Annotated in this window: 19 protein-coding genes; 10 read left to right on the top strand and 9 right to left on the bottom strand. The window is 70.2% G+C overall.

All coding sequences use genetic code 11. The features are described 5' to 3' along the window. Positions 1-86: 86 nt before the first annotated feature. Entirely contained in the window at positions 87-1,268 is a 1,182-nt protein-coding gene (locus tag ACR9Y5_RS05255; protein WP_481296968.1) for an ROK family transcriptional regulator, read from the bottom strand. Positions 1,269-1,350: 82 nt separating this feature from the next. Between ACR9Y5_RS05255 and ACR9Y5_RS05250 the strand changes: the two genes are divergently transcribed. After that, positions 1,351-2,145 (top strand): SDR family NAD(P)-dependent oxidoreductase, encoded by a 795-nt coding sequence (locus tag ACR9Y5_RS05250; protein ID WP_481296967.1) that lies wholly within the window; start codon positions 1,351-1,353, stop codon positions 2,143-2,145. An 83-nt stretch (positions 2,146-2,228) separates the two neighbouring features. Here the strand turns inward: ACR9Y5_RS05250 and ACR9Y5_RS05245 are convergent, their stop codons facing one another. Then, complete coding sequence (locus tag ACR9Y5_RS05245; protein WP_481296966.1) at positions 2,229-3,443, bottom strand: NADP-dependent isocitrate dehydrogenase; 1,215 nt, start codon at positions 3,441-3,443, stop codon at positions 2,229-2,231. A 144-nt stretch (positions 3,444-3,587) separates the two neighbouring features. Between ACR9Y5_RS05245 and ACR9Y5_RS05240 the strand changes: the two genes are divergently transcribed. The 3 genes from ACR9Y5_RS05240 (at position 3,588) to ACR9Y5_RS05230 (ending at position 4,880) form a co-directional block, all read left to right on the top strand. Beyond that, positions 3,588-4,040 (top strand): GNAT family N-acetyltransferase, encoded by a 453-nt coding sequence (locus ACR9Y5_RS05240; protein WP_481296965.1) that lies wholly within the window; start codon positions 3,588-3,590, stop codon positions 4,038-4,040. Continuing rightward, a complete protein-coding gene (locus ACR9Y5_RS05235) occupies positions 4,024-4,389 on the top strand; it encodes an MGMT family protein (protein ID WP_481296964.1) in 366 nt (121 codons plus the stop codon). The genes ACR9Y5_RS05240 and ACR9Y5_RS05235 overlap by 17 nt, the downstream gene beginning before the upstream one ends. Positions 4,390-4,454: 65 nt before the next feature. Continuing rightward, a complete protein-coding gene (locus ACR9Y5_RS05230) occupies positions 4,455-4,880 on the top strand; it encodes a hypothetical protein (protein WP_481296963.1) in 426 nt (141 codons plus the stop codon). 36 nt (positions 4,881-4,916) lie between these two features. Here the strand turns inward: ACR9Y5_RS05230 and ACR9Y5_RS05225 are convergent, their stop codons facing one another. From ACR9Y5_RS05225 to ACR9Y5_RS05215, 3 genes are read right to left on the bottom strand one after another with little or no spacing between them, the layout of a single operon-like run. Beyond that, positions 4,917-6,743: a sensor histidine kinase gene (locus ACR9Y5_RS05225; protein ID WP_481296962.1), complete on the bottom strand. Its 1,827-nt coding sequence runs from the start codon at positions 6,741-6,743 to the stop codon at positions 4,917-4,919. Positions 6,744-6,746: 3 nt separating this feature from the next. Beyond that, complete coding sequence (locus tag ACR9Y5_RS05220; protein WP_481296961.1) at positions 6,747-7,430, bottom strand: response regulator transcription factor; 684 nt, start codon at positions 7,428-7,430, stop codon at positions 6,747-6,749. A gap of 4 nt (positions 7,431-7,434) precedes the next feature. Beyond that, positions 7,435-7,782: a response regulator gene (locus tag ACR9Y5_RS05215; RefSeq protein ID WP_481296960.1), complete on the bottom strand. Its 348-nt coding sequence runs from the start codon at positions 7,780-7,782 to the stop codon at positions 7,435-7,437. A gap of 181 nt (positions 7,783-7,963) precedes the next feature. On the opposite strand from ACR9Y5_RS05215, the gene ACR9Y5_RS05210 reads away from it, so the two are divergent. From ACR9Y5_RS05210 to ACR9Y5_RS05190, 5 genes are all read left to right on the top strand, one after another. Then, complete coding sequence (locus tag ACR9Y5_RS05210; RefSeq protein WP_481296959.1) at positions 7,964-8,908, top strand: hypothetical protein; 945 nt, start codon at positions 7,964-7,966, stop codon at positions 8,906-8,908. Between the two features lie 367 nt (positions 8,909-9,275). Further along, a complete protein-coding gene (locus ACR9Y5_RS05205; protein WP_481296958.1) occupies positions 9,276-9,584 on the top strand; it encodes a hypothetical protein in 309 nt (102 codons plus the stop codon). Beyond that, the gene (locus ACR9Y5_RS05200; RefSeq protein ID WP_481296957.1) at positions 9,581-10,810 is read left to right on the top strand and encodes a Tle-like phospholipase domain-containing protein; all 1,230 of its coding nucleotides are present in this window, start codon (positions 9,581-9,583) and stop codon (positions 10,808-10,810) included. Before ACR9Y5_RS05205 ends, ACR9Y5_RS05200 begins: the two co-directional genes overlap by 4 nt. Before the next feature lie 17 nt (positions 10,811-10,827). Further along, on the top strand, positions 10,828-11,193 hold the full coding sequence (locus ACR9Y5_RS05195) for a hypothetical protein (protein ID WP_481296956.1): 366 nt from the start codon (positions 10,828-10,830) through the stop codon (positions 11,191-11,193). Beyond that, positions 11,190-11,525, top strand: coding sequence for a hypothetical protein (locus ACR9Y5_RS05190; RefSeq protein WP_481296955.1), 336 nt, complete (start codon positions 11,190-11,192; stop codon positions 11,523-11,525). The genes ACR9Y5_RS05195 and ACR9Y5_RS05190 overlap by 4 nt, the downstream gene beginning before the upstream one ends. Here the strand turns inward: ACR9Y5_RS05190 and ACR9Y5_RS05185 are convergent, their stop codons facing one another. Both ACR9Y5_RS05185 and ACR9Y5_RS05180 read right to left on the bottom strand, forming a co-directional pair. After that, a complete protein-coding gene (locus tag ACR9Y5_RS05185) occupies positions 11,526-13,340 on the bottom strand; it encodes an ABC transporter ATP-binding protein (RefSeq protein WP_481296954.1) in 1,815 nt (604 codons plus the stop codon). Continuing rightward, positions 13,337-15,169 (bottom strand): ABC transporter ATP-binding protein, encoded by a 1,833-nt coding sequence (locus ACR9Y5_RS05180; RefSeq protein WP_481296953.1) that lies wholly within the window; start codon positions 15,167-15,169, stop codon positions 13,337-13,339. Before ACR9Y5_RS05180 ends, ACR9Y5_RS05185 begins: the two co-directional genes overlap by 4 nt. Positions 15,170-15,536: 367 nt before the next feature. Here ACR9Y5_RS05180 and ACR9Y5_RS05175 point away from each other — a divergent pair, with 367 nt between their 5' ends. Continuing rightward, positions 15,537-16,901, top strand: a complete 1,365-nt coding sequence (locus ACR9Y5_RS05175) for an MFS transporter (RefSeq protein WP_481296952.1) — start codon at positions 15,537-15,539, stop codon at positions 16,899-16,901. Here ACR9Y5_RS05175 and ddaH read toward each other — a convergent pair. Together ddaH and ACR9Y5_RS05165 are read right to left on the bottom strand one after the other, a co-directional pair. After that, a complete protein-coding gene (gene ddaH / locus ACR9Y5_RS05170; RefSeq protein ID WP_481296951.1) occupies positions 16,873-18,072 on the bottom strand; it encodes a dimethylargininase in 1,200 nt (399 codons plus the stop codon). The two genes, ACR9Y5_RS05175 and ddaH, sit on opposite strands and share 29 nt — an antisense overlap. 24 nt (positions 18,073-18,096) lie before the next feature. Then, entirely contained in the window at positions 18,097-19,167 is a 1,071-nt protein-coding gene (locus tag ACR9Y5_RS05165; protein ID WP_481296950.1) for a Glu/Leu/Phe/Val dehydrogenase family protein, read from the bottom strand. Positions 19,168-19,248: the final 81 nt, after the last annotated feature.

Here is a 19,248-nt window from a genome sequence, read left to right as displayed (position 1 = left end):
GCACTGTCCTTTCGTAGGGGTGGGGCTTTGGTTGTGTGGGACTTTCGAGGTGATCGGTGTTCGAGGTGGTCAAGGGGCAGGCTGTGTCACGAGACCCCGAGTCGTCCGGAGAGGACGAGAACGGCCGCGCCGCGCAGGACGATGTCCTGCCCCTGCGTGGTCATCCGGAGGGACAGGTCGGCGTGGTTCTCCGCCATGGTCCGGTTCCGGAGCGTGTGGACGGTCGCCTCCGCGAGGGGGCCGTCGAGCAGTTCGGTCGGGCCGCTGAGCACGATCTCCGACAGGTTGAGGGCGCCGACGACGGGCGCGAGCGCGATGCCCAGGCGCTGGCCCGCTTCGCGCAGGATGGGCGTCGCGTCCATCCCCGCGGCCTCGGCTGCGCGCAGGCCGCGCTGCAGCTGCGGGACGCTGAGCCAGTGCTCGAGCACCTGGTCGCGGTTGTAGGTGGTGTCGAGCCCGAGGTCCGTACCGACCATGACCTGGCCGATCTCCCCGGCGGCGAAGTGGCTGCCGTACACCAGCGCGCCTGCGACCAGGAGCCCGGCGCCGATGCCGTGACCGACGCGGATGAGCATCATGTCGCCCGCCGCTCCTCCGTACGTGTGCTCGGCGAGGGCCGCCGCGTTCGCGTCGTTCGCGACGACGACCGCGAGGCCGGTGCGTGCGGCCAGGTGCCGCTGCAGGGCGAGGTCGCTCCAGCCGAGATTGGGAGCGGTGAGGACGGTGCCCGCGAGGTCGACGACACCGGGCGAGCCGACACCGACGCCGAGGATGGGAGCGGTGGCGGATGCGACCAGCCGGTCGACCAGCTCGTCCACCTTGGCGAGTGCGGCCTCGCCGACCGCCGGGGCGCCGCCGTCACCGGCCAGCATCACCTCTGCGGAGGCGATGATGGCGCCGTCGAGGTCCATGACCGCGCCGCGGAAGCGGTCGTGGTCGCTGAGGTCGACGCCGACGATCTGGTGGGCGCTCCGGTTGATGTCGAGCAGAACCGCGGGCTTTCCCGGCCGGGCGGACTCGCGCTGGCCCAGCTCGATGACCAGCCCTTCGGCGAGCAGTTCGGCGACGAGGTCGGAGACGGTGACGCGCGTGAGGCCGGTCTCCCTGGCGAGGTCGGCCCTGCTGCGCTCCCCCGAACGGTAGAGGGTCTGGAGCACGAGCGACCGGTTGTGACTGCGGGCGTGCTCCGGGAGCACCTTGGCGCGCGGCCGGAGCACCCGCCCCGGGCCCAGCCCGCCGGCGCTTCCCTGCACCTCCGTCGTCGTCATGTTTGTTAGTAAAGCTTACGAACAAATGAATTGCAAGAGACGAAACGAAGTCGTTACCTGAGCAGCGGAATAGGCTCCGAGCATGACCGACGCATCCGCCGCCGCTCCGGCGCCCCGCACACCATTCTCGCTCACCGGGTCCCGTGCCCTGGTCGCCGCCGCCAGCCGTGGGCTCGGGCGGGAGATCGCCCTCGAGCTCGCGGGCCAGGGGGCCGACGTCATCCTCGGCGTCCGGAATCCCGAGGGGTCCGCGGACCTCGTCGAGGAGCTGCGGGGCTTCGGCGTGACCGCGACCGCCATCCGGATGGACGTGCTCGACCTGGCCGCGTGCCGCGCGGCCGTCGACGCGGTCACCGCCGACCTCGGCCCGATCGACATCCTCGTCAACAATGCGGGCGGCGGCGTCGACTCCCCCGCGCTCGAGGTGACCGAGGAGGACTTCGACCACGTCTGGCAGCTCAACACGCGCTCGACGTTCTTCGTCTCCCAGCACCTCGCGAAGACCATGCGGGCGAACGGGGGCGGCTCGATCGTGAACGTCGCCTCGCAGGCGGGTCTCGTCGCGCTGCCGGGCGAGGCGTCCTACTGCGCGGCGAAGGCGGCCGTCGTCCACCTGACCCGGTGCCTGGCCGTCGAGTGGGGCGAGTACGGCATCCGTGTCAACGCCGTCGCTCCCACGTTCATCGCGACCGACGGCACCGCGGCGGCCCTCTCGGACGACGCGTTCCGCGCCGACACCGTCGATCGCATCGCGGCCCTGCACCGCATCGGGGAGCCGCGGGAGGTCTCGGGCGCGGTCGCCTTCCTGGCGTCGCCCTCCGCATCCCTCATCACCGGCCAGACTCTCGCGATCGACGGAGGCTGGACCGCGCGCTGAGCGTCTCCCCCGTAACGATCTGTGCCAAATGTCGGTTCTCGCGGGGAGATGACCAACATTGGCACAAATCGTTGCAGCAGGGGTCAGCCCAGGCGCGCCTTCAGGTTCTCGCTGATCGCGTCCAGGAACTCCTCGGTGGTCAGGAACTTCTGCTCGGGGCCGACGAGGAGCGCGAGGTCCTTCGTCATCTTGCCCTGCTCGACCGTCTTCACCACGACGTCCTCGAGGGTGTGGGTGAAGTCGATGAGATCCTGGTTGCCGTCGAGCTTGCCGCGGTGCGCGAGGCCGCGCGTCCAGGCGAAGATCGAGGCGATCGGGTTCGTCGAGGTCGGCTTGCCCTGCTGGTACTGGCGGTAGTGGCGCGTCACGGTGCCGTGCGCGGCCTCCGCCTCGACGACCGAGCCGTCGGGCGTGGTCAGCACGGAGGTCATCAGGCCCAGCGAGCCGAAGCCCTGCGCGACGGTGTCGGACTGCACGTCGCCGTCGTAGTTCTTGCAGGCCCAGACGTAGCCGCCCTCCCACTTGAGGCTGGAGGCGACCATGTCGTCGATGAGGCGGTGCTCGTAGGTGAGACCGGCCGCGTCGAACTTCTCCTTGTACTCCGTGTCGAAGACCTCCTGGAAGAGGTCCTTGAAGCGGCCGTCGTAGGCCTTGAGGATGGTGTTCTTGGTCGACAGGTAGACCGGGTACTGGCGGTCGAGGCCGTAGTTGAACGAGGCCCGGGCGAAGTCGCGGATGGACTCGTCCTGGTTGTACATCGCCAGCGCCACACCCGCGCCCGGGGCCTGGTAGACCTCGAAGCTCTGCGCCTCGCCGCCGTCGTTCGGCTGGAAGCTGATGGTGAGGGTGCCCGGGCCGTCGAAGGTGAAGTCGGTGGCGCGGTACTGGTCGCCGAAGGCGTGACGGCCGATGACGATCGGCTTGTTCCAGCCGGGGACGAGCCGCGGGATGTTGGAGATGATGATCGGCTCGCGGAAGACCACGCCGCCGAGGATGTTGCGGATCGTGCCGTTCGGGCTCTTCCACATCTTCTTCAGGCCGAACTCCTCGACGCGCGCCTCGTCCGGCGTGATCGTGGCGCACTTGACGCCGACGCCATGCTTCTGGATGGCGTGGGCCGCGTCGATCGTGATCTGGTCGTCGGTCTCGTCGCGCTTCTGGATGCCGAGGTCGTAGTACTCGAGGTTCACGTCGAGGTACGGGTGGATGAGCGAGTCTTTGATGGCCTTCCAGATGATGCGTGTCATCTCGTCGCCGTCGAGTTCGACGACCGTTCCGTCAACCTTGATCTTGTCCATGGTTCTCCTGGGGTGTCTGCCGTTTCAGCCGACGACAGCTTACCGGAGCGCGACAACTATCTTGACATCGAGACATTTCCTCACGGGTAACGGTCGGCTTCGGCGCGACTATGCGGTGTCGCCTGCGCACGTTACCCTTTCGTCATGGCTGAGTTGAGACTGGAAGAGTTGAGCGCGCGGACCGTCGTGGCGGCGAATGCGCTCACACTGAAGCCGGGCCAGGAGCAGTTCGTCGCTCCGGTCTCCTACTCGGCCGCGGCCGCGGTCGCCGACCCCAACACCTCCTGGCAGCGCGTCGTGCTCGACGGCGACGAGGTGGTCGGCTTCATCATGGGCAACTTCGACCCGAACGCCGAGCACGAGGAGTTCAAGGCGATCCTCTGGCGCATCAACGTCGACGCGGACGACCAGGGCCGCGGGATCGGCACCTTCGCCGTGCGCGCCCTCGCCGACGAGGCCCGCGCGCGCGGACACCAGCGCCTCTACGTCATCTGGGAGTCGGGCGAGCTCGGACCCGAGCAGTTCTTCCTCCGGAGCGGCTTCCAGCCGGTCGGCGAGACGCAGTACGGCGAGACGATCGGTGCCCTCGACCTCTGATCGGGACCCCGGGGACGCGGACGCCGCCGGATCGTTCGTGGAGCGCGTCCTCGACGTGGTGGACTCCATCCCGCCCGGCCGCGTGATGACCTACGGCGACGTCGCGGCGACGCTCGGCTCCCGCGCCGCCCGGATGGTCGGCCAGATCATGGCGTACTACGGCTCCGACGTGCCGTGGTGGCGGGTGGTGCGCGCCGGCGGGCATCCACCCGCGAACCACGAGCACATCGCGCTGCAGCACTACCGGGCGGAGGGGACGCCGCTCCTCGGCGGCGGAACCGTCGCGTACCGGGTAGATTTACGGGCGGCCCGCTTCGACGCCGCGCGGGATCATCCCTCCGACCGATGATTCGCTCAGTTCCGTAGTGTTCACTCGTTGTCGGAACCCTGTCCTTCTGTCACCTGGAGCTGCCCGTGCCCCGCATCCGTACCGCCGGAGTCATCGCGACGATGTCCGCCCTCGCCCTGGCCCTGTCCGGATGCTCCGTGCTGACCGCGTTCTCGCCGCATGTCGAGTCGGAGATCTTCGACACGGCGAAGGACATGAAAGCGTCCAAGACCTCCACCTTCGGCTCTCCGACGTTCGTGCCCGACGACGCGACGATCATCCGCGTCGACTACGACACGCAGGACGGCTCGGCGATCATGACGTACACCTCGAAGGCCCACGTGGCGCCGGGGACGTGCGCCACAGAGGTCCCGGTGCCGAAGCCGACCATCCAGGACAGCTGGTGGCCCGTCGACGGCCTGCCCGCGAAGGCGGGCGACTGCGGCGGCGGCTGGTCGGGCTTCGCGATCGGCGACCAGGTCTACGCCGCGAAGGCCCCGACCGCGAAGTAGAGCGACGACGATCGCGGCCCCGGCCGTGACGAGCGGCTAGGCGTGCACCGGGATGGTCAGCTCGATGATCGTGCCGAGACCCTCGACCGAGCGCACGTCCGCCCGGCCGGAGACCGCCTCCACCCGGTCGCGGATGCCCTCCAGGCCGCCACCCGGCTCGATGCGGGCACCCCCCTGGCCGTCGTCCTTGACGACGACCGTGACCGTCGCGTCCGCACGGCTCACCGTCACCGAGCAGGTGCGGGCGCGCGAGTGCTTGGCGGCGTTCGCCAGGCACTCGGACACGCAGTAGTAGATCGTCTCCTCGACCACCTCGGGCAGCCGTTCGCCGAGGTCGACCCGCACCTCCACGGGCAGGTGGCTGCGCATCCCCAACTCCTCGAGCGCCGAGCGGAGGTCGCCGTCGCTGAGCACCGTCGGGTGGATGCCGCGGGCGAGCTCGCGCAGTTCGCGCAGCGCATCCGCCAGCTGCTCGGAGGACCGCTGCAGGTCGCCGGCCAGTTCCTCGTCACCGTGCGCCTCCGCCTTGGATGTGGCGATGCGCAGGCCGATCGCGAGGGAGACCAGCTGCTGCTGACTGCCGTCGTGCAGGTCGCGCTCGAGCTTCCGGCGAGCGAGGTAACCCTCCTCGACGATGCGCAGCCTCGACTCGCGGAGCTCCTGGATGGTGCGCTCGAGGCGCGCGCGCAGACGGTCGTTGTCGACGGAGAGCAGCAGGGCGGAGGAGACCGCGTCGAGCAGCCGGTCGTCCTGCGTCAGCGCGACATCGTGCTCGATGAGGGCGATCGGCCCCTGATCGGAGTCGATGGCGAGGGTGGAACGCCCCGGGCGGGCGGCCGGTCCGGCCTCCGGTGCGGGCTGGCCGTCACTGGTCTGGTAGCGCTGCAGCGGCTCATCCCACCAGAACACCCGGAGGGAGCTGTCGTGCAGGGTGCGGGCCAGACTCGACTCCCACAGCGTGCGGTCGACCTTGTCGCGCGCGACGATCACCAGGTCGGCGACCCGGGAGCGCAGTCCGCGGGCATAGAGCACCCCTCCGACGAAGGCGGGAGGGATGAGCGCGATCGCGACCGGAGGGATGAACTGCAGCCAGCCGCCGTCCCAGCCGAGTGCGAAGCTCAGCGAGTCCTGGACTGTGCCGTAGCACCAGAGCACGAGGGCCAGCGGCATCACGAACGCCACCCGCCGCGCGGGGAGGGAGCTGGTGAACCACCGTGCGATGAGCCGCGCCGCCACGGTCAGCATCAGGGCGAGGCCCACGAAGCGCCAGCCGAGGCCGAGCCAGTAGTCCGCCGTGTCGCTGGGCAGCACGGCGTAGGCATTGGGGGCGCATCCGCACTCGGACGGCTCGGGCGACGAGAACAGCAGGATGCCGCCGAGCCGGATCGCGAACGCGACCGTCACGACGAGCACCACGATGCGGTCGAACCGCGCCCGCAGCCGGCCCGTCGGGTAGCAGAGCACCAGGATGCCGACCAGCACCGCCCACAGGTCCGTGACCCCGGCCAGCCACGGCCAGACCCACCCCCACTGCCGCACCAGCGGGTACCAGGCGCCCGCCGACCAGAACACGGCGGCGCCGACCATCAACCAGCCGGGCACCCAGCTGCGCACGAGACGCCAGGCGACGACGGCGCAGATGACGTAGTCGAGCGCGACGCTGACGAAGACGATGGCCCAGACCGCTCCCGACGGCCGCGGACCGTAGTCGTTCGTCATCGCACTGACCACCTGAGCCAGCACGTTGGAGGCGACGGCCACCGTCACGGCGAGTGCACGCAGTATCAGCCGCGGGGCGTTCGGGAGCGTGCTCCCGGACCGCAGCGTCTCGGCGGCCCCCAGGTCCGCGCGCGCGGCGACCACGGCTCAGACGTCCCGGCCGAGGAAGCGCAGCACCGCCAGGACCCGGCGATGCCCCTCCGCGGAGTCCTCCACGCCCAGCTTGGCCATGATGTGGCCGATGTGCGACTCCACCGTCCGGAGACTGAGGTGCAGGTCGCCGGCGATGCCCACGTTCGACTTGCCCTCCGCCATCAGGCGGAGCACATCGCGCTCGCGCGACGACAGCGCCTCGACCGCCGCCTGCGACGAGCGCGCGTTCACCAGGAGCTGCACGACCTCGGGGTCGACCACGGAGCCGCCGCGGGCGACTGTGCGCACGGCGGTGACGAGCGTGTCCGCATCCGCCACCCGGTCCTTGAGCAGGTAGCCGGTTCCGCTGCCGGCGCTCATGGCGCGGATCGCGTACGTGGCGGTGGTGTACATCGAGAGAAGGAGGATGCCGGCCTGCGAGCCGTCCGCACGGAGCCGTTCCAGCGCGCGGAGGCCTTCGTCGGTGTGCGTCGGCGGCATCTTGATGTCGAGCACGATCGCGTCGATGTCGCGGTCGGCGTCCACGGCGCCGAGGAGCTCCTCCGCGGTGTCGACGGACGCGACGACCTCCATCCCGCCGGCGCGCAGGATCTGCCCGATGCCCTCGCGCAGCAGCACTGCGTCGTCGGCGACCGCCACCCTGAGCGCGCGAGAACTATCTGTCTGTCCCCCGCTCACGCGCTTACCTTAGCAGGCTGCGGATCGCCTCACCGGTCAGCTCTTCTTTGTTGATGAACCCCTCCGCGCCGCTGTCGGCGACGCGGCGTCCGTAGTCGGTCGCTGTCCGGCTGGAGGTGAGCACCACGACCGCCCCGGTGGCGTGCATCGTCGCGACGATATCGAACCCGCTGGCGTCGGGGAGCCCCACGTCGAGCAGCACGATGTCGGGCGACAGGCGTCGGCTGAGCTCGATGCCCCCCTCGGCCGTCGCGCTGTCGCCGACCACGGTGAACCGCTCCAGACGGAGCAGCTCCGCGACCTGGGCGCGGAACCGCTCGTGGTCGTCGACGATGACTACACGGGGGCCCATGCCCCCAATCATCACTGCGCGGACCCCGTCGATCATCCGTGCCTCCACGCATTCGGAATGAGGTGACCCCCCGGATGCGGGGCATTCGCATACGAGACGAACATGTGAGACAACCTCAGCGACCCGAACGCCGAGGACGGCGACCCGGCGACCCGGGCCGAGAACCACCGAGGAGACGGCGATGTCCATCGCGACCCGAACCGGCCGCCCGAACGGCGCCACCCGCAACCGGGTGACCGCCGGGGCCGTCGCGATGGGCCCCGCCCTCCCCCGGCGCGACGCCCCGCGCTCTCAGCCCGTCGTCGTCATCGACCTGGCTCGCGTCGCCCAGCGCTTCCGCGAACTGCGGGCGGCCCTTCCGTGGATGGACGTGCGCTTCGACGCCTGCGCCCTGGCGCATCCCGCCCTGCTCGCCGCCCTCGCCGCCGACGGCGCGGGCTTCGTCGCGAGCCACGACTCGGCTCTGCCCGTACTGCGCCGCACCGGCGTGGACACTGCCCGTGTACTGTACGCGGACCGGTGGGCACGCGGGTCTCAGCGCCGCGCCGCCTGGGAGGCCGGCGTCCGGCTGTTCGTCGTCGACGACCCGCGCGACCTCGACGACTTCGTCGGCGCGCCGGCCGGGGTGGGCATGCTGCTGCGGCTCCATCCGGTGCTCGCCGACGAGGCGGAGGCTCGCGCACATGCCCTGGGTGTACGCGTCGCCGGGCTCTCGCTGCGCTTGCCGGGCGACGCATCGAGCGGCGACCTGCTCGACGCGGTGGACGCGGCCGCGGCCGCCCGCGTGCGCATCGCCCGCTCCACCGGGCGCCGGCTGGACCTGCTCGACCTGGGCGCGGCGCTCGACGGCCCGCCCACGGCGTACCCGCAGCGGCTGGCCGCCCTCGGCCGCAGCATCCGCTCGCTCGTGGCGCCGGCGACCTCCCGTGTCACGGTGGTCGCCACCGCCGGCCCCGGCGTCACGGCGGACGCCATCACCGTCGTCACCGGCACAGCGGAGCGGTACGCCGACCCGGCGACCGCGAGCGCACTGATCGACGCCGGTGCGGAGGTCGTCGTGCTCCGAAGCCGCCACCGCATCCCCCGCCCCGCCAAGACGCGATCGACCTGGACGTCGGCCGGCTGATCCAACCCCTCGCCGACCGGACGCAGGCGGCGGGGACCACGGGACGGCTTCCCTGTGGTCCCCGCCGTTATTCGTCGGGCGCCGTTGCGCCCCGTCGGCCGGGAATCCGGCGGTCGAGGGCGCTCCGACGCTGTCAATGCCTGCAATGGACAGGTCGTTCCACTGCGCCGCGTCACGATGTGGTCCATGCGGCGTCCTTACAAGTGACGGCAATATCCGCCGTCCGGGCATCGCCGCCGCTTCGGGCGACATAGCCGACATCGAGTCGAGGTGGAACATGCGGATGACACGGTTGATCGGTGCACTGGCAGTGGCGGCCGCGCTCCTCCCGGTCTCGACAGCATGCGCGATCTGGGGAGACCGAGGGATGAGTCAGCAGGCAGCACAACCAAACAACCTGAAACTGCAGCGCGAGTCAGCACTACGCTTCCGCAGCGAATGGCCTCACGTGGAAGCGATTCGGTTCACGCAAGAAGGCGACTATGCGGGGTTCGGCGCGTCGTGGCGGGTGAACGCGATCGCCACCGTCGACAGCGTCGAGTACCAAGTGATCATCAGCCCAGACTTGTCCGCCGCATTCATCGAGGGTGCCATGCCCCACGAGGTGCCCGTCGGCTCTCCACCGGTAACGCTGACTCTCACCTACAGTGATGGAACCTCCGAGGTGCTGCCATGACAACCGGCGAAGAATTCATCGAGCTTGCTGATGCCGCGTATTCGATCGACCCGTTGAGGCAGGACCCACCCCTGGCGGCAGGCACTCGGTTCACCGCCGTCGCCGGCGATCACGCTCAGCTCTACGAGGTGCTCGACACCGAGAACGACCCCGCGAGCGGCTTCCAGGCCATGGCGGTCGCACCGGTCGTGAACGGCCGCGCCGACACGTCGAGCATCACCGTGTCGTACGCGGGCACCAACCCGGATCACCGGGCGGACGTCCTCGCTGATGTGCAGTCCATCGTCGGCGACCATCAGGGGCCCGGAACACAGGTGTTCGAGGCCAAGCTGTTCGCCGAGCGCGTGCGGGAGGCGCACCATGGCGCGACCATCACCACGAACGGCCACTCGCTCGGCGCGTTCCTGGCCCTGCTCGTGGCCGCCGAGAACGGCTGGCCCGCGGTCACCTTCAACGGCCCGGACCCCTGGGAGTGGCTGTCGCCCGAAGCGAAAGAACGGCTGCGGAACGAGATCGCGGCTGGCCGGAAACCCCTCGTCAACTACGTGAACGAGTGGGATGTCATCGGCAACCTCTACGCCGACCGAACCGGCGCGGCGGTCTACGTGGCCGACGAGCCCGGCCGAAGCCTGCTCGACTACCACGACATCGGCGAGAACAAGGCGTTCACGCTCAATCCCGACGGATCCATCGAGGGTGCCGGAGCGAAAGGGCGACGCCTGGACGCGATCGTGGCGAATCTGCTCGACACCATCGCACCCGGCGTGGCGGAGGCGCTCGGTCCGGCCCTCAGCGGCCTGGTCGCCAACCTGAGAAACCCGGCCGCCATGAAGGCAGTCGGTTCCGCCGCCTCCGGCCTCATCGTCACGGTGAACTCGGTGTCCGCTCTCGCGCTCGCGGCGAGCATCGGCGGCACAGCCGCGTCGCTTCTCGAGATCAAAGCGGCGAACAGCCGCCTGATCCCTCGCCTGCATGAGGGGTTGCGAGCGGCCCAGAACGCCGCGACTCTGCTCCCCTACATCACCGCGCAGGACATCGACACCTGCGTCGACGTCCACCGGCTCCACGTACACCAGAACATCGACGAGGACGGCGTGCACCACGTCGACCGGCTCGTGGACGAGCACATCGCCCGGGTCACGGACCTCTCCGACGGCATCACCCGCTCCGTCCTGCACACCGTCGAGCAAGACGCCCAGTGGGCCCTCACCATGGCGACCGACTAGAGACGAGCACCCGCGACATGTCCCCCTTCGGCTCCTCCGACCCGAACGATTTCCTTCAGCAGCTGAAAGAACGACTCGACCACGACATCCAGGACGGCGTGGAAGGCGTCCAGGACTGGATCGAGGCGCAGGTCCACGGCGTGGCCGTGGGGATGCTGCACAGCATGCTGCCACCACTCGTCCGCGCGAACATGACGGCGGTCAAAGTCACCGAGTCCGCCACCCTGCTCCCGGCCACCGCGACGGTCGAGCTCGCGCTGGCCACCGCCGACATCAGCAACACCGTCCTGGCAGGCGCCGTCGCCAAGAAGGTGGCGGCAGGCATCCACGGTCTCCGCTCGACGAACGACTACGCGCGAGGGGTGAACAGCATCACATGGTGAACGACACGACACTGCGGCGACTGGACGAGGAACACCAGCGGGAGGCCGCGACCGCTCGACGGCGGATCGAGCTCGTCGAGGCGTCCATGGGCCATTACCGTACGCAGGTGTTCCGGGCGCAGGAGAGCTTCTACGCGGTCGCCGCGCACCACGGCGTCGCCGACGACCCGGGCTTCCGTGCCGAACTGCAGCGGGTCACCGACGACACCGGAGAGAAGCTGCACGCCGCTGGGCGGATGATCGCCGAGCTCGAAGACGACTACGACGCCCTGATCAGGCGCCAGTCGGACGAGCGCGAGAAGGTCATCGCCCAGCAGCGTGCGACCGGCTGATCAGACCAGCGAGTCGCGCCAGGCGGCATGCAGCTGGGCGAACCGCCCGGTGCCGGCGATCAGGTCGTCCGGCGTGCCGTCCTCCACCACGCGGCCGTGCTCCATCACGAGCACCCGGTCGGCGATCGCCACCGTGGACAGGCGGTGCGCGATGATCACGGCCGTCCGGTCCGCGAGCAGGGTCTGCAGCGCCTCCTGGACCAGCCGCTCGCTCGGGATGTCCAGCGAACTGGTCGCCTCGTCCAGGATGAGCACCGCCGGGTCGGCGAGGAACGCCCGCGCGAACGAGATCAGCTGACGCTGACCCGCCGAGACGCGGCCGCCCCGCTTGTTCACGTCGGTGTCGTACCCGTTCGGGAGGCCCGCGATGAACTCGTGCGCCCCCACGGCCTCGGCCGCCCGCGCGATCTCCTCGCGCGTCGCATCCGGCTTGCCGAGCGCGATGTTGTCCGCGACCGAACCGCTGAACAGGTACGCCTCCTGCGTGACCATGACGATCGCGCGCCGGAGGTCCTTCGGGTGCAGGTCGCGCAGGTCGACGCCGTCGATGGTGACCGCTCCGGAGCTCGGGTCGTAGAACCGTGAGATCAGCTTCGCCAGCGTGGACTTGCCCGCGCCGGTGGAACCGACGAGGGCGACGGTCTGCCCGGCAGGGATGTCGAGCGTGAACTCCGGCAGGATGACGCGGTCCTTCTTGTAGGCGAACGTCACGTCGTCGAAGCGCACGTGGCCCTGCGCCGACCAGAGGTCGACCGGCTGCATCGGGTCCGGCACGCTCGGCTCCTCCTCCAGGACGCCGGAGATCTTCTCCAGCGCCGCGGCGGCCGACTGGTAGGAGTTGTAGAACATCGCCATCTCCTCCATCGGGTCGAAGAACCGGCGAGTGTACAGCAGCACCGCGAGCAGGACACCGATCGCCAGCTGGCCGTCGGCCACCCGGAAGCCGCCGACGAGCAGCACGACGCCGACCGTGACGTTGCCGATCATCACCAGTCCCGGATCGAAGATCCCGAACAGCTGGATGACGCGCGCGTTGACGTCGCGGTACTCCTCGACCAGGCCGCCGAACTCCTTCTCGTTGCGCTTCTCCTTGCGGAACGCCTTGACGGCGCGGATCCCCGTCATCGTCTCCACGAAGTGCACGATCACCTTCGCCGACGCCACCCGCGAGATACGGAACAGCACCTGAGACCGCTTCTGGAACCACCGGGTCAGGAAGTACAGCGGCACCAGCGAGCCGAGCAGCACGAGTCCGCTCTGCCAGTCGAGCGTGAACAGTGCGATGGCGATGAACAGCATGTACAGGAAGCCCTGCACCAGCTGGTTGATGCCGGAGTCGAGCAGTTCGCGGATCGAGTCCAGGTCGCTGGTCTGGCGCGAGATGATCCGGCCGGACGTGTACGACTCGTGGAACTCGAGCGAGAGCTTCTGCGTGTGCAGGAACACCCGCTTGCGCAGGTCGATCAGGATGGCCTGGCTGATCCGCGCGCTCAGCACCGTGTACCAGGCGATCAGCACGGCGCCGATCACGCCGGTGATCAGGTACGCGACGCCGGCGGCGGCCAGCGGGAACCAGTCCTGCTTCAGCAGCGCCGGCAGGCCGCTGTCGATGCCGTACGCGATGATCGCCGGACCCGCGACCTGCGCGGCCGTGCTCACCACGACCACGATCGCGGTCAGCACCAGCCGCGTCCGCAGCGGGTGCAGCAGCGAACCGAGCAGCCGGAGCGAGCGGCGCCGCACCTGGCGGCTCTCCGCCGTGCTCAGGTCGTTGCGCTCCTCGCCCTCGACACCGAGGACAGTCGTCGTGCTCACAGGTTCACCTCCTCGAGGATCTCTTCGTTCTCGTCGTCCTCCAGGCTGGAGATGACGAAGCGGTAGTGCTCGCTCGTGGCGAGCAGTTCGTGGTGGGTGCCGACCGCGGTGACGCGGCCGTCCTCCAGCAGGGCCACCCGGTCGGCGAGCATCACCGTGGAGGGGCGGTGCGCGACGATCAGGGCCGTGGTGGAGGCGAGGACGCGACGCAGGGCAGCCTCGACCAGCGCCTCGGTGTCGACGTCGAGCGCGGACAGCGGGTCGTCGAGCACCAGGATGCTCGGGTTCGCCGCGACCGCGCGGGCGAGCGCGAGCCGCTGGCGCTGACCGCCGGAGAGGCTGAGCCCCTCCTCGCCGACCTTCGTCTCGACGCCCTCCGGCAGGTCGTAGACGAAGCCCGCCTGGGCGACTTCCAGCGCCTCCGTCAGCACGCGCTCCGCCTCGCCCGAGGCCGGGTCGAGGTCGTCGCGGCCGAGCAGGACGTTGTCGCGGACGGAGGCCGAGAACAGCGTCGCGTCCTCGAACGCCATGGCGATCGCCTTCCGCAGGTCGTAGCGGGTGAGGTCGCGCACGTCCACGCCGTCCACCTTCACCGCACCGCCGGTCACGTCGTACAGGCGGGTGGTCAGGGCGGTGAGCGTCGACTTGCCGGAGCCGGTCAGGCCGACCAACGCCATCGTCTCGCCGGGTCGCACCGTCAGGCGGATGCCGTCGAGCAGATCCGGGAAGCGCTCGGGCGAGTCCTGGTAGCGGAAGTGCACGTCGTCGAACACGAGCTCACCGCGCGGCTCGGTGATCTTCTTGGGCTCGGCCGGGTCCGTGATCGTGTTGACCTCGTCCATCACCTCGAAGAAGCGGTCGGCGGCCGTGCGGGTGTCGAACGTCATCGACAGCAGGAAGCCGATCGACTCGACCGGGAACCGGAGCACCGTCGCGGTCGCGAAGAACGCCACGAGCTCGCCGACGGACAGCTGGCCCTGCGCGGACAACCAGACGCCGACCACCAGGCAGATCGCGAACGCGACATCCGGCACCAGCAGCAGCCACAGCCAGATGCCCGCAATCGCCTTCGCCTTCTCGATCTCGGTGCCGCGCAACTGCTCCGCCTGCGACTCGAAGCTCTTCAGGGCGTGCTTCCCGCGCCCGAACGCCTTGAGCACGCGGATGCCGTGCACCGACTCCTCGACCGCCGTCGCCAGGTCGCCCGCCTGGTCCTGGCTGCGGCGCGCCACGATCGAGTACTTCTTCTCGAAGACGAAGCCGTAGATCCAGAGCGGCACGGAGCAGACCAGGAAGATCAGGCCGAGCAGCCAGTTCCAGCCGATCAGGATGGCGAAGCCGACGATGATCGTGACCACGTTGACCACCAGCAGCACGATGCCGAACGACAGCCAGCGGCGGATCATGCTCAGGTCGCTGACCGCACGCGACAGCAGCTGCCCGCTCGGCCAGCGGTCGTGGAACGCGACCGGGAGGTCCTGCAGCTGCTCGTAGAGCGCGTTGCGCATCCGGGCCTCCACGTGGGTTCCCGGGGTGAGCACGAACCAGCGCCGCAGGGAGATGAAGACGGCCTCTGCGGCGCCCAGGCCGACCACGAGCAGCGCGGCGGGCCACACGGCCGCCGGGTCGCCGGCAGATAGCGGGCCGTCGACGAGCCACCGCAGCACCTGCGGGATGCTCAGGGCGACCAGGCTGGCGAGCAGCGCGGCGACCATACCGAGCACGATGCGCGGCGCGGCGGACTTGGCGAAGGGCAGGATGCGCAGCAGCGTGCGCGCGGTGCTCGTCCGCGGGGAGTCGTTCTTCTTCTGTGCCGGGGCGACAGACATGGGTGATCCGATTTCTGTGAGTGGTCCGACGAGAGTCGGCGGCGACTGCGCGGAGGAGTCGCCGAAGGGCTGCCGGCGGTGGCAGACCTTGTGGAAGACGCGGGCGCGACGAGCGCGCTGCTGGGGCGGGACCTACCGCCCCGACGGTCGGGTGGTCGCCGCAAGGGCGGCGACGGACCCGGGCACGGTGGTCTTTCGTGCGGTCTCGATCGTCGTCATGGCGTCCTCCCAGCCTCGATGAATGCGTCCTGTGTGCCGCGACAAGGCAGCCCTACAGCATATTGCCAGGTTGAGCCGGACCGCAAGAGTTTTTCTCACGTCTCCTCCGGCGGATCGGATGTCGGACCTCACGCGTACCGTGACGCACATGCGTCGAGGGGCTGTCGTCGTGCTCTGCCTGGTGCAGTTCGTGGATGTGCTGGGAGTGACGAGCGCGACGACGGCCATCCCGGCGATCCTCTCGGGGCTGGGTGCGCCTCCTTCGGCGGCCGGTCCGCTCGCCACGGTGTACGCGATGTTCTTCGGCGGCGTCCTCATCCTCGGGGCCCGGCTCGGCGATCGGTACGGCCACCGGCGGATCCTGCTGACCGGCATCGGCTTGTTCGGCGCGGTGTCGGTCCTCGGTGCGACCGCGGGGGCGTGGGGCGGCGCCGGACTCGCCGTCGTGCTGATCGCGCGTGCGCTGCAGGGCGCTGCCGCCGCCCTCTGCGTCCCCTCCGCGCTACGCCTGCTGCTCTCGGCGACGCCGAACGAGGATCGCCGCCACTCGGCACTGGCTGCCTGGAGCGCGACCGGGGCCGCGGCCGGCGCCTCCGGCTTCCTGGTCGGCGGCCTGCTCGTCCAGGCGTTCGGCTGGCCGGCCGTGTTCTGGGTGAACCTCCCGCTCGCCGTCGGTCTCGCCGCCGGCGCGCTGGTCTCCGTGCCGTCCACGCGCGAAAAGGTCGACCGGCGTCCACTCGACGTGCTCGGCGCGGCGCTCCTCATCCTCGCCGTCATGGCGGTCATCGCCGGAGCCGCGTGGATCGAGCGACCGGCCACGCGCGCCGTCGGCGCCCTCGCCGTCGCGCTCGGCGCGGTGCTCGCGGTGCTGCTCGCGGTGCGGCTCCGCACTGCGCGATCGCCGCTCATCCCGGCGGATGCCTTCCGTTCCGCCCGGCTGCGCCACGGCACGGCCCTGTCCTTCGTCAACACGGCGACCACGAGCTCTACCGCCGTGCTCGCCACGCTCTACCTGCAGGATCGCCTCGGCCTCGATCCGGTCGCGACGGGCCTCACCCTCATGGCCCTCAGCGTCGCGGTCGTCGTGACCTCCACCTCCACCCGTGCTCTGCTCGGGCGTCTGAGCGCCTACACCGTCAGCGGCATGGGCATAGGAACGATCGCGCTCGGCTGCCTCCTGCTGGCGCTGACCATCGGCTCGTGGTGGGGCGTCCTCGCCGGTGTCGCACTCGCGGGCGCCGGCCTCGGACTGTCGTCGGTGGCGGCGACGACCATCGGGACGAGCGTCCCGGAGGAGCTGGCCGGAAGCGCCAGCGGCATCCTGAACACCGGCGCACAGCTCGGGACCGCACTCGGCACCTCGGTGCTCATCCTGGTCGCGTCCTTCGGCGGCGTCGGGGCCGGCTGGCTGGGTGCAGCGGTGGTCGCCGCCCTGACGGCCGCCTGGTGCCTGCTCCCCAGCAGAAAGCGTGACGGAGCGGCGCTCAGCGGATCCGGATCGACAGGCAGGTGACGCAGCCCTCGAGCTTCTCGAACTCGGAGATGTCCACCTGGATGACGGTGTAACCCAGGCTCTCGACCAGGGCTGCCGACTGCGGTGCCGACGACGACATCAGCACGGTGTCCTCGGCCAGCACCACGACTGCGGTTCCGTGGGCCTCGGGGACCGGGAGGAAGCGCTCGAAGAGACGCGGCTCGTCCACGATGGGCTCGTAGCCGATGACCGTGCCGTCAGGCAGCGCGGTGACGGCCGTCTTCAGGTGCAGCGCCTTAGTGACGGGCACCGCGACGACCGTGTAGCCGAGCGGCGACGCGATCGCCCGCAACTGACGGATGCCCTCGGCGTTGGTGCGCCCGCCGTTGCCGACGTACACCGTGGAGCCGATCTTGAGCACGTCGCCGCCCTCGAGCGTGCCGGGCTCGACGATGCGCTCGAGGCGCAGCCCCTGGGCGCGCAGCGCGGCCTCCGTGCCCTCCGGCTCGGCCTGCCGGGACTCGGCGCCCGGACGCGTGATCACGGCGGTGTCGCCGAGCACCACGGCGGTGTCCTCTACGAACACGGAGTCGGCGAGGCGGTCGGCGCTCGCGACCTCGACCGTCTGCCAGCCGGCGCCGGCGAGGGCCGCCACGTATGCGTCCCATTGCTTGTCGGCCAGCTCGGTGTCGACGGGCTCGCGCTCGATGTGGGTGGTCAGGCCGTCGGCCAGGTTCGCTGCCGGGATGCGGACGAGCGCGATCCGGCGCTCGGCGTGCTCGCCCGAGTCGATGGCATGGAAGACGGCGTAGCCCGCCGTCGGGAAGGCGATCGCGACCGCGAGCCAGAACGGCAGGTTGATGCCGATGAACGACTGGAACAGCTGAGCCCACGCAGCGCCGGAGAGCGTCACCTTCAGCACCGTGAAGAGGATGATCGTGCCGAGCGCCGTGCTCACCAGAGCGAGCACGATGCCCGTCACGACCGCGATCCACCGCCGGTCCATCGCGCCCAGCAGCGCGGCCGCGAAGCCGAGCACCAGGGCGACCACCGCTGGCCAGCCGACGTACGGCGTCGTGTTGGCGAGCGCCGACGAGTTCAGCTGGCTCGCCACCAGGATCACGAACGTCGAAGCGACGAACGCGATCGCGGCGACGGCGAAAGCAGCGGAGATGGATGCGGCGAGCCGGCGGCCCCAGGAAGACGTCATGGGAACCAACCTAGCGGAGCGCCGCTATGCGTTCGCTGGCTCCCGCAGCCGTGCCAGGGCCAGCTCGTCGGCGGCCTGCAGCGTGGTGATCCCGCGCTCCTCCGCCGCGCGGAAGATCTCGGCGACCGTGTCGCCGATCCGCTCGACGCGCGCCTGGGTCGCCTCGGCGGTGACACCGGCCTCCCCCATCATGTCGAGGAAGATCACACCGCCCGCATTGACCACGAAGTCCGGCGCCCAGAGGATGCCGCGAGCAGCCAGCCGCTCCGCCCCGGAGCGGTGAGCGAGCTGGTTGTTGGCCGGACCGACGACGGCGCGGACGCGCAGCTCGTCGATGACCAGATCGGTCAGCACGCCGCCGACACCGGCTGGGACGAACAGGTCGCCCTCCACGCGGTGCGCCTCGTCCGGCTCGACCCACTGGGCGCCCAGCGCGTCGGCCAGCGCGCGCTTGGCGGGGTTGACGTCGGTGACGGTCAGCACGGCGCCCTCTCCGGCAAGGCGCATGGCGATGATCGAACCGACATGTCCGAGCCCGAGGACGGTGACCCGGCGGCCCGCGACCGAGCGCGACCCGAAGGCGCGCTCCAGCGTGGCGAGGAGACCGGCGTAGACGCCGGCGGCGGTCGCGTCACTCGGCTCGCCGACACCGCCCTCCGACGGCGGCAGCCCGCAGACGTGAGCGGTGCGGGTGGCGACCACGGACATGTCCTCGGCGCTCGTGCCGACGTCCTCCGCTGTCATGTAGCTGCCGCCGAGCGTCTCGACGGCGTCACCCAGGTCGAGCATCGCCTCGTACCGCTCGGTCGGGGTCAGCACCGTGCCCCGCGGAAGGTAGATGACGGCCTTTCCACCGCCGCGGTTCAGACCTGCGGCGGAGTTCTTGAGCGTCATGCCCTCAGCCAGGCGCAGGGAGTCGGCCACCGCGTCCTGCCAGGAGTCATACGTCCACACGCGGCAGCCGCCCAGGGCCGGGCCGAGGACGGTCGAGTGCACCGCGATGCTGATGGTGAGTCCGCTTCGTCTGCCCTTCACCACGTGGAGTGTCTCGTGGGGCAGGTCGCCGGGAAGGGGAAGTGCGGGCAGGGCGGACATCGGTGTCTCCTCGTGGGATCGCGGTGAAAATGTAGGCGGTCTTGTGGACCGCCGTCCATTCTCCCCTGCGCCCAGGCCGGA

The organism is Leifsonia sp. KNZ13-11D (assembly GCF_056754895.1).
Note: the sequence above shows the minus strand (reverse complement) of the source record. Positions and strands in the feature narration are given on the sequence as shown.

Coding starts and splice junctions, on each gene's coding strand:
- ACR9Y5_RS05205 (WP_481296958.1), top strand. CDS start 9,276: ATGAGTCAGCAGGCAGCACAACCAAACAACCTGAAACTGCAGCGCGAG.
- ddaH (WP_481296951.1), bottom strand. CDS start 18,072: ATGACGTCTTCCTGGGGCCGCCGGCTCGCCGCATCCATCTCCGCTGCT.
- ACR9Y5_RS05165 (WP_481296950.1), bottom strand. CDS start 19,167: ATGTCCGCCCTGCCCGCACTTCCCCTTCCCGGCGACCTGCCCCACGAG.
- ACR9Y5_RS05175 (WP_481296952.1), top strand. CDS start 15,537: ATGCGTCGAGGGGCTGTCGTCGTGCTCTGCCTGGTGCAGTTCGTGGAT.
- ACR9Y5_RS05245 (WP_481296966.1), bottom strand. CDS start 3,443: ATGGACAAGATCAAGGTTGACGGAACGGTCGTCGAACTCGACGGCGAC.
- ACR9Y5_RS05210 (WP_481296959.1), top strand. CDS start 7,964: ATGTCCATCGCGACCCGAACCGGCCGCCCGAACGGCGCCACCCGCAAC.
- ACR9Y5_RS05240 (WP_481296965.1), top strand. CDS start 3,588: ATGGCTGAGTTGAGACTGGAAGAGTTGAGCGCGCGGACCGTCGTGGCG.
- ACR9Y5_RS05215 (WP_481296960.1), bottom strand. CDS start 7,782: ATGGGCCCCCGTGTAGTCATCGTCGACGACCACGAGCGGTTCCGCGCC.
- ACR9Y5_RS05180 (WP_481296953.1), bottom strand. CDS start 15,169: ATGTCTGTCGCCCCGGCACAGAAGAAGAACGACTCCCCGCGGACGAGC.
- ACR9Y5_RS05200 (WP_481296957.1), top strand. CDS start 9,581: ATGACAACCGGCGAAGAATTCATCGAGCTTGCTGATGCCGCGTATTCG.
- ACR9Y5_RS05255 (WP_481296968.1), bottom strand. CDS start 1,268: ATGACGACGACGGAGGTGCAGGGAAGCGCCGGCGGGCTGGGCCCGGGG.
- ACR9Y5_RS05250 (WP_481296967.1), top strand. CDS start 1,351: ATGACCGACGCATCCGCCGCCGCTCCGGCGCCCCGCACACCATTCTCG.
- ACR9Y5_RS05195 (WP_481296956.1), top strand. CDS start 10,828: ATGTCCCCCTTCGGCTCCTCCGACCCGAACGATTTCCTTCAGCAGCTG.